The sequence below is a fragment of the Borrelia parkeri genome (genome assembly GCF_023035815.1).
In the GTDB taxonomy this organism is placed as follows: Bacteria; Spirochaetota; Spirochaetia; order Borreliales; family Borreliaceae; genus Borrelia; species Borrelia parkeri.
Genome location: NZ_CP073159.1, coordinates 746,008 through 758,521, shown reverse-complemented (window position 1 = coordinate 758,521; position 12,514 = coordinate 746,008). Strand labels below are relative to the sequence as shown.

Here is a 12,514-nt window from a genome sequence, read left to right as displayed (position 1 = left end):
CTATTCATTGATAAAACTATATATATTTTTACTAATATCTATTCTATTAGCATAATCATAAAATAAACCAGCTCCAACAGCTACAGATAAGAGGGGATTATCTGCAACATACACTGGAACTCCCGTCTCTTTTGATAAAAGCCTACTGAGTCCTTTAAGAAGAGCTCCACCTCCCGTCAATATGATTCCACGCTCAACAATATCTGTTGCAAGCTCTGGGGGAGTTGCTCCAAGCGTTCTTTTAACCTCATCAACAACAATACCTATAGGCTCTTGCAAAGACTCTCGGACTTCCATAGAATCAATAATTTGCTTTCTAGGAAGACCCGTAACAGCATCTGTTCCTTTAATATCTATTGTCTCTACCTTCAAATTATGAGTATCTGGATAAACATTACCTATCTTAATTTTCAATTTTTCTGCTGTTTGTTGCCCAATAATAATGTTATGAGAATTTCTCATATACTTGATGATACTCTCATCAAACTCATCCCCACCCGTTCTAATAGCTCTACTTACAACCATACCACCAAGAGAAATCACCGATATTTCAGTAGTTCCCCCTCCAATATCACACACCATATGACCTGTTGGTTCAAAAATGGGAATATCAGAGCCAATAGCAGCTGCAAGAGATTCTTCAATAACCTTAACTTCACGAGCACCAGCATTCATTGCACTCTCTTTTACAGCTCTTCTCTCAACTTCTGTAATACAAGTTGGTACTCCTATTACCATTCTAGGTTTAAAAAACAATTTTTTCCGAGAAAAAATTTGGCTTATAAAGTATTTAATCATTTTCTCTGTATTTTCAATGTCAGCAATAACACCATCACGAAGAGGTCTTACGGCCTTAATATTTTCTGGTGTTTTCCAAAGCATCTTCTTTGCATTGCGCCCAACAGCTACAACCCTATTATTCTTATTAACGTCAATAGCAACTACCGAAGGCTCACTCATCACCACACCATAATCTTTAATGTAAACTAAAGTGTTGCATGTACCAAGATCAATACCAATATCTATCAAAAAAGATTTAAAAAAATTCAAATCAAGCTCCCCCTAAAAATCCTCTAAGCTAATTTTAAGTCTCTCCCTTGCTTCTTCTAAATAAGGATTAATGCTTAACGCTTCTCTCCAATATTTTCTAGCCTTAGGATAATCTTTATCTCTTTTTCTATATATGTCTCCTATTTTAACATAAACATTAGGATTTAAACTATTAATTTTCAAGACTTTATCATAGCAATTTAAAGCATCCTCATAGGCCTCTCTCTCCAAATAAATATCTCCATACAATAGATATACCTTTTGCATTAAATTATCATCACTTTTTTCATTTTTGAATGATTCATTCTCTTCCTGTAAAAATTTATTTATATATTCGATACTCTTATCAATATTGCCTGTCTTATAATTCACATATGCCAAACTCCAAAGCACAAGATCAGATTTATTCTCTTTATAAGCTTTTTCAAAAAACTTTAAGCTAGAATTATAGTCTTTTAAAATCTGATAAGAATATCCCAGATATTCAAAAATATCCTCCTTTACACTCATAAAGTCAAAACTACTTGAATATAAAGCTTTACTTAAATACTTAACAGAAAGATCACTATAATACTCACCCTTATGAGAATAAGCTTTACCCAAAATATAATAAAGCGAACTCATAGGGACATCATCATTAATTGACATTAAAAACCGTAATCTTTCTATTGCATTGTCTAAAAATTGATTTTTTAAGTAACTATCATTCAACATTAATGAATAATAAAAATATGAAAACCCAAGAAGCAAATTTAGATTAAAATCAAATTTATTTTCTTTAAGACCATTTTCAGCATAATCTATTATTTCTTTATATTCTCTATTATCCCAAAGAACAAGTAAATTTACCTCAGTAGGACCTGCCTTTAAATAAGAATTGGAAAAAGTCTTAAAATAAGATAAAACATAAAAAATAAAGAATAAAAGTGATAAACTTATAATCAAATAAAAAGTACATTTTAGATAATTGATTCCCATAAAAACTCTCTACAAAAAATAGAAGTTGACATCCATAAGCCGAGTTCTGTATTATGTCATCATCTATCTTGCTTTTCCATCACTGGAAAAATCATGCAATCTACCCACAAGCATACCCTCAAGAGCTAAGGAAGCTTGCTTACTTGATTTTGCTCCTAATGAGGTTTATCTTGACCTTATTTATCACTAAATAAGCGGTGAGCTCTTACCTCACCTTTTCACCCTTACCCTAAGGCGGTAATTTTCTGTGACACTTTCTTAAGTTTCAAACTCCTAGGCATTACCTAGCATCATGCTCTTATGGGAGCTCGGACTTTCCTCTTAACATACTTCAACATAGCATATTAAGCGATGACTGGATATCAACTTATTAAAATAAAATACAAAATTAAAAACCTTATTCTATAAGATCTGCTAAACCACCAGGAACCATCTCTAAACCAACTTCAAATTTATCTTGATAATAGAGTATTCTACTACAATAAGGACAAAATTTAACATCATCAGGTTCACGCCTCACCTTATTTGCAAACTCAACAGGAAGTATCATATGACAACCTTTACAAACATTTTCAATCAAAGGCACAACTCCATTGGATTTATTTCTAATAATTCTTTGAAATTTAAACAAAAAGTCCTCATCCATTCGAAAAGCATACCTTTCCTCTTCACCTTTTATAGAATCAAGCTTTTTTATAATCTCTAAAAGCTCATTTTCAAGATCATTACTCTCAGTAGCATACATATCCTGCTCAACTTCAAGCTTAGTCTTAACATCTGCTATTTCCCTATCTACTTTTGTCTTAAGTCCAGTAATATGTGTCATTTTTTTTCTAATAGCAACTTCATCATCTATAATAGTCTGCAATTCTTTCTCAAGAGCCTCATATTCCCTCTGAGTTTTAATGCTATCAATTTTCTCTTCTGCCTTGCCCTTTCTTACATTAATATCTTGAATATCTAATTTCAAAGATGAATCTTCTTTTTGATATTCTTTAAATTTGAACTGTAATTCAGCAAGAGCTTCAATAAGTCCATCAATTTGAGCCTTCTTGGTTTGCAAATATTTAGGAATATTTTTTTGCCTTTCCTCAAGCTCAAACTTAGCTTTATATATGCCTTCAAGATTCTTTAATACATCAATATTACTTTCCATAAAGCCTCCTATTCAATTTAAATCTTCTAAATAATCTTTAAGTTTTTGGGTTTTCTTAGGATTTTTAAGTCGCCTTAAAGCCTTAGACTCAATCTGTCTAATTCTCTCTCTTGTAACATTAAAATGCAGTCCAACTTCTTCCAGAGTTAAAGAATATCCATCTTCAAGACCAAATCTCATCTTAACAACTTCCTGCTCTCTTTCTGGAAGAGTTCCAAGAACAGCTCTTATTTGATCTTGCAATACCACAAAAGACGTGTGTTTTGCTGGATTTTTTATAGCCTTATCTTCAATAAAATCACTAAGAACAGAATCTTCTTCTTCTCCAATTGGTGTCTCAAGTGAAACGGGCTCTCTTGAAACATTTTTTACAGTCTTTACTTTTTTAAGATCCCACCCAAGTCTAGCTGATAACTCTTCATCTGTTGGATCTTTACCTAACACTTGAACCAAATATCTTGTTTCTCTATTCAACCTATTTATCTGCTCAATCATATGAACAGGAACACGAATGGTACGCGCCTGATCTGAGATTGATCTTGTTATTGCTTGACGAATCCACCATGTAGCATAAGTAGAAAACTTAAAGCCTCGCTTATACTCAAATTTTTCAACCGCCTTAATTAAACCAATATTGCCCTCTTGAACAAGATCAAAGAAATGTAACCCTCTATTAGCATACTTTTTAGCAATACTTACCACAAGTCTTAAGTTAGCCTTAATTAACTGATCTTTTGCATGCTGCATCATCTGCTTGCCCTTAAGGATTTCCTCTGACATGCTTATTATCTTATCCATTGGATATTCATAATACATCTCAATTCTCTCAAGCTCTTTTTGAGCAAGTTGAGCTTCTGTAATTTGCTCTTTAATTAAATCTTCTCGAATATTTAAAGATTTTTCTATCCTCTCCCTTCTCTCAGGAATAGCTAAGTCTCTTCCCAAAATTCTCAAATTGCGTACCTTATCTATCTTCAATCTATCCAATATGGACTTTTGTTGCCTCTTTAAATCCTTTATTTTGCTAGCAGAATCAATGTAATCATCTGAAAAAATACGCAACTCTTCTTGATATAAAGGCACCGACTTAAGCATTTCTTTTATATGAAGTCTCTCACTAGTAATACTCTCTTCAAAAATATCTTCCCCAAGCTCATATAAGCTATGTTTTCTTTCAATATATTTTATTAAACGATCCTGAAATGGTTTTAATGAAGCTTTATAAAAAGAAGTGATCCTTTTTTTTTTGTTATAATAATCGAAATTATTATCTTTTTCTCTTTCCTTTTCTTTCTTAAAAAACTCTTCTTTATCTACTCTTGAATAAATAGCATTAACTAAATTATAATAATTCTCTATGACCAGTCCTTCATTTTTAAGAATATTCTCAATTATGCTCTCACCAGAATCCATCTGTTTTGCAAGCTCAACCTCTTGATTCCCAGTTAACAAAAATTCTTTTCCTATTTCCTTTAAGTAAAGCCTTATAGGATCTTCAGAATTACTATCTTTTAATAAACCACTCTTAATATATCCTGAACTAAAATCTTCTTTGTCTAAAACCTCATCATCAAATTCATCCAATTTATCATCAATTTCATCATCACTCTGAATAGAATCGTCTAACATCATACACTGACTATCAAGTTTATCTGCTTCATCAAATTCATCAATATCACAAATATCTGACTCCATCTTTTCATTAACTAAGCTTATCCCCTCATTCTCAAGGACTCCATAAATATAATCAATATTGTCAGGTTCCAACATATCCCCTGATAAAAAAGTAGCTAAATCCTCAAAAGTAATTGTCTTTTTGTCTCCCAAATGACCTAAGATGGCCTTTATTATTTTTGAATTCTTCTTCTTAAAAACCTGCAAGTCTTTATTTTCTACACTATTCATTCAAATATATCCTCAAGTTTTCTCTCTGCATATTTAAAAACATCAATTCCCTTATTTGGACCTTAGCATCTATTGAAACATTATCCTTGCTCATATCTTTAAATACTAAAATTCGATTCTCCACTTTCCTTTTTTTAATTGCAAACAAAATTTGTTTAACCATCTCATCATCCACTTCAAACTCTACTCGTAGCATATTCTCAAAAAAAACTTCACTAACGCTATACTTATTATCTTTTAACAATTCTTTTAAATTAAGTAATGAAAAACTTTCATTATTCTCAAATAGGTATTCAAAGCACATAAAAATTTTTTTTACATCAACATCATACAAGTCACTATCACTAATATTACGCCTTATTATAGTAAAATAATTAAAGTCTTTCAATAAGGCAACTAATAAATATCTCTCATAGGTATTTATCTCATAAGAATATGCATTCCTCTTATAACTCGCAATTGCACTCCTCTCTCTCATACTATAATAATCTTCTCTTAAGGTTTCTAACTTAATACCCACCTTACCCTCAAGCTTTTTTAAAAGAAAATCCCTTTGCGTATTAGTACTTGACAAACTTATCAAAGTTATAAACATACCAATCATACTATTTAAATCTGTTGTTTTACTTAAATCATATTTACCTGAATATTTCTCCAAAAGATACTCAAAAGCATCACAGCTATCGTTAATCATATCCTTTAAAGCAAAAGCACCTTTATTCTTTAAAACATCTGCAGGATCAACTCCACACTTCATCCTAATTACACTTACATCAATATCAAACGGTAAACAAATCTGATAAGCCTTAAATGTAGCTAAAAGCCCAGCAGTATCATCATCAAAACACATGATTATTTTATTTGCATATCTCTTAATTAAAGCAAAATGCTCTCTTGAAAAAGAAGTACCAAGTGTAGAAACTGCAATTTTTACACCCGCTGTAAAAAAGGAGAGAACATCTATATACCCTTCTGTTAAGATTACAGATTTACTTTCCTTAATTACAGAAAAGCCTTCATAAAATCCATAAAGCAATTCTTTCTTTTTAAAAACCTCTGTTTCACTTAAATTAATATATTTAGGCCTATTATTTCTACCTAAATATCTACCTCCAAATCCTACTACATTTCCTTTAAAATCTCTGATTGGAAAAATCAATCTTCCAGATAAAATTGAAAATATTCCCTTCCTTTTTGGGAATAAACCACTTTTACTCAAAATTTCATCAGAATATCCTTTTGAAACCAAAAAATTATAAAAATTAAACTTACCTGGAATATCGAATCGCAAATAACCAATATTAAATAAATCAATAACCTCTTTAGATATCCCTCTCGTTTGCAAAATATAATTTAAAACTTTTTGATTATTATTTAAAAAAAATTCAAAAGTCTTAATCAACTTAGCATTTAAATCATATATTTTTGAAATTATTGATTTATCCTGAGTCTTATTCTTAACTACAGTGTTTTTCTTAATATCATTATATACAATACCTATCCTACTGCACAAAGACTTAACAGCACCATGATAATCAAGTTTTTCAATATCCATCAAAAATTTGATGGCATCTCCGCCCTTCCTACATCCAAAACAATAAAAAAGTCCCTGAGCAGGGGTGATAGAAAAAGAAGGGGTCCTTTCAGCATGAAAAGGACAAAGCCCCTTATAAGATGATCCTGATTTAACTAATCTAACACGCTCACTTATTAAAGCTACAATATCTACTCTCTGTTTAATTAAATCTATAACCTTAGCATACTCCATATTTCCTTAATCCTTAGTAATAAAATTACGAATATAACTATTCACAGCTAAGAGATGATCATTATAAGCTGAAGAAAATTTATGAGTTCCAACTTTAGGATCTTTTATAACAAAAAATAAATACTCTGTGTTAGCTGGAAAAAATGCGGCCTTTAAAGATACAATCCCAGCGTTAGAAATTGGACCTGGGGGATAACCTTTATTAATATAGGTATTATATGCAGAAGTAATCTCTAAATCTGAAAAATAAATTCTTGTAGGATGAGTTTCTCTTAGCTCTTCGGTAATAATATATTCAATTGTAGCACAAGATTGTAATGCCATATTAGACTTTATCCTATTATAAAAAACAGATGCCATTACTGGCGCTTCACTCTTAACTCGATACTCACGCTCAACAATAGAAGCAACGATCACTTTATTATAAAACTCTCCACTAGAATAAGATTTATGCTCTATCCCAATAGAACCAAGTTTGCTAAAAAAATTACCAACAAAAATTCGAATTATTTCCTTCATATCCATACCCTTATAAAATTTATAAGTATCTGGAAATAAAAAACCTTCAAGAGAACCATAACTAAGTCCAAGTTCACTGATAAATTTAACATCATTTATTAAATCAACAAAACTTTGCGCATCACTAATAATGCCTGATTCATAAAGCTTCAAAGCTATTCTTCTACCAGTATACCCCTCAGGGATGGTGATATTAATAGGAAGGATAGGTCTGCCTTTCAAAAATTCTCTATATACATCAAAAGTTGAACAATGACCATTGATTAAATATTTGCCTTCCCTAAAATTTTTATCACTACCAAAAAGATAAGAAATAGCTATCAATAATTTGTCAGATCTAATTAACCCTCTTTTCTTAAGTTCCCAAGCAATTTTTTTTACTCCCCATCCTTTTTGCACTTCAAACTCATATATTACATCAGATTTAAAAGGAGAAGAATTTAAAAAATACAAAAAAAATGCTAAAAGAGAAAAAATAACAAATAACACAAAAAGGGAAATAAAAAAATTTTTTATTGCCATAAAAACTTAAAATCTCTTTTTAAAAAAAGAAAATCACGCTTTCATGCTCTCAATTAAAATAAGAAACAACAAAGCACATTATCCCTGAAAAACATGACTTACAAATATTAATTAAAATTTTATTATAATAAATGCGAAAATATTTAAAAAGCACAACATTAAAATTATATCTCAAATAATCAAACAAAAAAAATTAAACCTCACAAAATATCTGGTTAAATCTCAATTTCAAATTGGGGAGGGTGGGATTCGAACCCACGTAGGCGATGCCAACAGATTTACAGTCTGCCCCGGTTAACCACTTCGGTACCGCCCCCCTAAAAGCCGACTGTCGGACTCGAACCGACGACCTGCGGTTTACAAGACCGCTGCTCTAGCCAGCTGAGCTAAGTCGGCATAATAAAGCTAATGGTTAGTTTATAAAAATAAAATATATTAGTCAAGAGCAAGATTAAAACAAACAAATTATATTTCAAGAAAAAGAAAAATTTTTAAAAAAAAAGCACAAAAACAAATAATAAAACTAAAAACCAAAATGATATAATGTTTAATCCTCTTTCTTCTAAACAAATAAAAAATTAATCTCATAGCCTCAAGTCCAAAAGAAATAGTACTTAATATAATCGCAAATTCAAGTGAAATTTTTTGAAAAGAATACTTAAACACATTATAAGCACCTGCTAAAAACATAAACAAACTAAGTACAGAATTAAAAAATAAAATTATTACTAAAACTCTAATCAAAATTGAAAATAACCTTAAATCTTTTGCATTAAAGTTTTTCATAACAACCTATAAATTTTCAAGTATAAAAAGAGATTGTTTAATTATAAATAATACATTAGCAATAACATACCCTAAACTGATCTTCACATTATCTTCCGTAGACAATTTATGAGAAATATTAAGAGTACTTTGTATAAAAGCATTATTATTGTCTAAAAGAGCAATATACTTCTCCTTAAGATCAACAAAACAAACCATAAACTCAAAAACCAAACCTTTAACAGTCTCAAACTCCCTCAAGCACCATTCCAAAATTTTCTCCCTATAAGAATCATCACTATCATAATCTTTGTTATATTGTTCATACTCCTCATTTTTATAATTAAGCTCAAAATACAAATCATAAACTTTTTTTCTCAGCACACTTATATTTCTCTCAAGCTTAATATACAAACTTCTTAAGTCAGTATTATTGACAAGTACTACATTATTTACGGTTCTTAATATTTCTATTATCTTTACGTCATAAATATACTTGAAGAATTCATTAAGAAAGTAAAGTTTTTTAAAATTTGAATATTCAAGCTCCATTCCCTTAAAAATTATGCTATCTAAATTAATAATAACACTATAATTTTTAATTAAATTTTTAAGTTCTCTATTCACAAGTATTGCTAAAGACTTAGCATAGTTTTTAACAAGCTGTTCAGTAACATTTAAAAATAAAACATTTTCATAAAAACTTTTTACATCAAAACAAGGAACATAATTTTTAGGCTTTAAAACGGGATTTTCATAATAAATTTTAAAAACATCTAAATAAGGCAAAGTTTTTGATAAGCTAATGATTTTTGTCATAATATCCAAAATGTCTTTAAACATAGAATCAATTCCTAAAAGACTCTCTTCACTTAAAATATTATTCTCATTTGATTTTATTATTAAAAAATAATTTTTAACAATAATTTTCAGAACCTCTTCATTTATTTCAATATCTTTTAATGTATGCAAAATCTCAAAGAAACACTTAAAATACTTACTCACACTCTCAAAACTGGTACTAACTGTCCTATCAAGATCGGCAACATCAAAATTACCCATATCGTCTAAAAGCTCAACATTAAAAAAAGAAAAAAAAGATCTATAAGGGAAAAATGCAATACCATTTAGAACATAAAAAAATTCAAACATCTCCTCTACAACTGAATAAATTTGTAAAGGAATTGAAGCAATATAATTACTAATTCTTAGTTTAATAATCTCTTCTAATTCATCTTGGGTTTTATCTTTTTTTAAGAATTGTTCATACTCCTCAGGTTCCAAAAAATCTTCTATCTCACACTGAGAATTAGGAATTTTACTGTGAATAACTTCAAACATTGCTTGTTCAACAATATTCCCTTTTTCTAACATCTTAAAATACCCTTTAAGCTTAACTAAATGGCAATAAAGTTCAAAAAACATTTCTACAAACCCTATACGTAGATATCCTTTTTTAAAATCTATGACAGGATTTTTATAAATATTATTAACATGATCTTCTAATCTTTTTAGAAGATGCATTTTATAAATATCCTCTTTAGTCTTATCTTTTTGAAAAAATTTTAAGATATATACCCATATTCTTACCCAAAATGACTCTTCCATAAAATTTTTAGACAAAAAATCATCAATTTGCATGGCAAAATTTGAATATAAGTAATTAGAATTATTTTCAGACAATACTGAAGAATTTAAGCTTAGATTCTTTTTAATCTCTCTTATCAATTTAGCCCTTGAATCCTTTGAAAGCTTATCAATAGAATCATATATACTAACATTACTCTTGTTCATAAAACCCCATTTATAAATGTTTAAATATACATCAAACAAATATTATTTTATGATATTTTAAGAATAAACTAAAATCATATTTTAACCTTAGAAAAAATAATATTTCAACTATAATATATTCCTATATGAATCTAGGCATTAACAATAAAGACATAATGAAAATTAGTAAAATCTTTAATAATCATAATTATGAATTCTTCCTAGTAGGGGGTGCTTTAAGGGATTTACTTCTTAAAAAGATACCTTATGATTTTGACTTCACAACAAATGCAACTCCAGAAGAAATAATGCAACTATTTCCAAGCAATGTGAAAACAGGAATAAAGCATGGTACAATAAGCATAATTTTTAATAAAAAAATTTTTGAAGTCACAACTTACAGAATAGACATAGACTATGAAAACAAAAGAGCCCCTAAAAACATAAAATTTACAAAAAACTTAAATGAAGATCTTCAAAGAAGAGATTTTACAATAAACTCAATCGCAATGAATATGCTTAACTATGAAATAATAGATTGCTATAACGGAAAACAAGACCTTAACAAAAAAATAATAAGATGTATAGGAAAGCCAAACAAAAGATTTGAAGAAGATGCTCTTAGAATACTCAGAGCTGCAAGATTTGCATCCACACTTGATTTCACAATCGATAAAAATACATTAATTTCCATGAAATATAAAAAAACAAACATCCTATTTCTATCAAAAGAAAGAATAAACCATGAATTTATTAAACTTCTAGAAGGAAAAAACCCAATAAAAGGAATAAATTATCTACAAAAAGTAAATTTCTTTAAATACTTTTTCAACATAGAAATAAACAAAAAATTAAAAAATAAAATTACTCTTTTAAACAAAAATAAATTTTATTTAAAAGCAATGGTCATTTTTACAATAAAAAAAGATATATCATGTTTAATAGAAAATTTAAAATCACTTCGGTTTTCAAATAGAGATATTAAATTAATACTATTATATAAAACCGTTATTAATGAAATCAATACTCTAAGAATTAAAAAATTACATGATATAAGAATTTTGTTAAGTAAAGCTACCAGAGAAAACTATAAGGAAATACTCGACATATATAAAGCTCTTAAAGGAAAAGATCATAAACTCAAATTTATAATAAATAAAATAAGAAGCAAAAAACTACTAAAAGATCCCTTATCCTTAAAAGAATTAAAAATAAATGGCAACGATATCAAAAACCTTAAATTAACAGAAAACAAAAATATTGGAAAAATCCTTGACTACCTATTAAGAGAAGTACTAACTAATCCCAAATTAAACAAAAAAGAGATTCTAATCAAAAAAATTAAAGATCAATATTTGCAATATTCTTAAGTGCCATCTCAGCTGCTATCATCTCAGCTTCTTTTTTAGACTTTCCCTTACCATTAGATATAAATTTATCATTAACATAAAGTTCAACACAAAAAATTTTATTATGATCAGGACCTAACTCTTTAGCCAACTTATAAGTGGGAGAAATTTTATATTTTTTTTGAACATATTCTTGCAAAAGACTTTTATAGTCTTTAAAATCACCACGATTAAACATCAACCTTATGTGAACTTCAAAAAGCTCTATAACAAAATCCAAAGTTTTTAAAAAACCACCATCAAGATAAAGTGCACCAACAAAAGCCTCAATAGCATCTGCAAGAATACCTTTCTTATTACGTCCATCATTATTCTCTTCGCCCCTACCAAGCAAAATATAGTTACCAAGGTTAAGTTCTCGAGCGATACTAGAGAGAGATTCTTCACTAACAATATAAGATCTGGCCTTACTAAGTTCACCTTCACTCTTTTCAGGATAAAATCTATATAAATAATCTGTAATAATAAGATTAAGAACAGAATCTCCTAAAAACTCTAATCTTTCATTATTAGCATATTTTTGGTCAAATTCATTTGCATATGATGAATGACTTAAAGACATATTTAGCAAATCAATATCATTAAAATCAATATGCAAACCCATTAAGAACTCATCTAACTTTTTTCTCCGATCTGTATCCAACTTCATTACAGCAGAACCCATAATAT

At 29.0% G+C, this 12,514-nt stretch carries 10 protein-coding genes, 2 tRNA genes and 1 other RNA gene; 1 reads left to right on the top strand and 12 read right to left on the bottom strand.

Annotation, left to right across the window (positions count from 1 at the left end):
* The 11 genes from bpSLO_RS03625 to bpSLO_RS03575 form a co-directional block, all read right to left on the bottom strand.
* A complete protein-coding gene (locus bpSLO_RS03625; protein ID WP_025375696.1) occupies positions 1–1,050 on the bottom strand; it encodes a rod shape-determining protein in 1,050 nt (349 codons plus the stop codon).
* 12 nt (positions 1,051–1,062) lie between these two features.
* The gene (locus tag bpSLO_RS03620; RefSeq protein ID WP_025375695.1) at positions 1,063–2,028 is read right to left on the bottom strand and encodes a tetratricopeptide repeat protein; all 966 of its coding nucleotides are present in this window, start codon (positions 2,026–2,028) and stop codon (positions 1,063–1,065) included.
* A gap of 19 nt (positions 2,029–2,047) precedes the next feature.
* An RNA gene (gene rnpB / locus bpSLO_RS03615) (RNase P RNA component class A) lies at positions 2,048–2,396 on the bottom strand.
* Between the two features lie 29 nt (positions 2,397–2,425).
* Complete coding sequence (locus tag bpSLO_RS03610; protein WP_025375694.1) at positions 2,426–3,184, bottom strand: zinc ribbon domain-containing protein; 759 nt, start codon at positions 3,182–3,184, stop codon at positions 2,426–2,428.
* A gap of 12 nt (positions 3,185–3,196) precedes the next feature.
* The gene (rpoD, locus tag bpSLO_RS03605) at positions 3,197–5,089 is read right to left on the bottom strand and encodes an RNA polymerase sigma factor RpoD (protein WP_025375693.1); all 1,893 of its coding nucleotides are present in this window, start codon (positions 5,087–5,089) and stop codon (positions 3,197–3,199) included.
* The gene (gene dnaG, locus bpSLO_RS03600) at positions 5,082–6,857 is read right to left on the bottom strand and encodes a DNA primase (protein WP_025407319.1); all 1,776 of its coding nucleotides are present in this window, start codon (positions 6,855–6,857) and stop codon (positions 5,082–5,084) included. The genes rpoD and dnaG overlap by 8 nt, the downstream gene beginning before the upstream one ends.
* A 6-nt stretch (positions 6,858–6,863) precedes the next feature.
* Positions 6,864–7,898 (bottom strand): endolytic transglycosylase MltG, encoded by a 1,035-nt coding sequence (gene mltG / locus bpSLO_RS03595; RefSeq protein ID WP_025375691.1) that lies wholly within the window; start codon positions 7,896–7,898, stop codon positions 6,864–6,866.
* A gap of 234 nt (positions 7,899–8,132) precedes the next feature.
* Positions 8,133–8,214, bottom strand: a tRNA-Tyr gene (locus tag bpSLO_RS03590).
* A gap of 6 nt (positions 8,215–8,220) precedes the next feature.
* A tRNA-Thr gene (locus bpSLO_RS03585) sits at positions 8,221–8,294 on the bottom strand.
* A gap of 69 nt (positions 8,295–8,363) precedes the next feature.
* Positions 8,364–8,684 (bottom strand): hypothetical protein, encoded by a 321-nt coding sequence (locus bpSLO_RS03580; protein ID WP_025375690.1) that lies wholly within the window; start codon positions 8,682–8,684, stop codon positions 8,364–8,366.
* Positions 8,685–8,690: 6 nt separating this feature from the next.
* On the bottom strand, positions 8,691–10,457 hold the full coding sequence (locus tag bpSLO_RS03575) for a DUF5312 domain-containing protein (protein WP_246989799.1): 1,767 nt from the start codon (positions 10,455–10,457) through the stop codon (positions 8,691–8,693).
* Between the two features lie 125 nt (positions 10,458–10,582).
* On the opposite strand from bpSLO_RS03575, the gene bpSLO_RS03570 reads away from it, so the two are divergent.
* Positions 10,583–11,806, top strand: coding sequence for a CCA tRNA nucleotidyltransferase (locus tag bpSLO_RS03570; protein ID WP_025407320.1), 1,224 nt, complete (start codon positions 10,583–10,585; stop codon positions 11,804–11,806).
* Here bpSLO_RS03570 and rnc read toward each other — a convergent pair.
* Positions 11,778–12,509: a ribonuclease III gene (gene rnc / locus bpSLO_RS03565; protein WP_025375687.1), complete on the bottom strand. Its 732-nt coding sequence runs from the start codon at positions 12,507–12,509 to the stop codon at positions 11,778–11,780. The genes bpSLO_RS03570 and rnc overlap by 29 nt on opposite strands.
* Positions 12,510–12,514 lie beyond the last annotated feature (5 nt).

Excerpts from the sequence above, each read along its gene's own strand:
- dnaG (WP_025407319.1), bottom strand. The coding sequence starts at position 6,857 with ATGGAGTATGCTAAGGTTATAGATTTAATTAAACAGAGAGTAGATATT.
- bpSLO_RS03575 (WP_246989799.1), bottom strand. The coding sequence starts at position 10,457 with ATGAACAAGAGTAATGTTAGTATATATGATTCTATTGATAAGCTTTCA.
- bpSLO_RS03570 (WP_025407320.1), top strand. The coding sequence starts at position 10,583 with ATGAATCTAGGCATTAACAATAAAGACATAATGAAAATTAGTAAAATC.
- rnc (WP_025375687.1), bottom strand. The coding sequence starts at position 12,509 with ATGGGTTCTGCTGTAATGAAGTTGGATACAGATCGGAGAAAAAAGTTA.
- bpSLO_RS03610 (WP_025375694.1), bottom strand. The coding sequence starts at position 3,184 with ATGGAAAGTAATATTGATGTATTAAAGAATCTTGAAGGCATATATAAA.
- bpSLO_RS03580 (WP_025375690.1), bottom strand. The coding sequence starts at position 8,684 with ATGAAAAACTTTAATGCAAAAGATTTAAGGTTATTTTCAATTTTGATT.
- mltG (WP_025375691.1), bottom strand. The coding sequence starts at position 7,898 with ATGGCAATAAAAAATTTTTTTATTTCCCTTTTTGTGTTATTTGTTATT.
- rpoD (WP_025375693.1), bottom strand. The coding sequence starts at position 5,089 with ATGAATAGTGTAGAAAATAAAGACTTGCAGGTTTTTAAGAAGAAGAAT.
- bpSLO_RS03620 (WP_025375695.1), bottom strand. The coding sequence starts at position 2,028 with ATGGGAATCAATTATCTAAAATGTACTTTTTATTTGATTATAAGTTTA.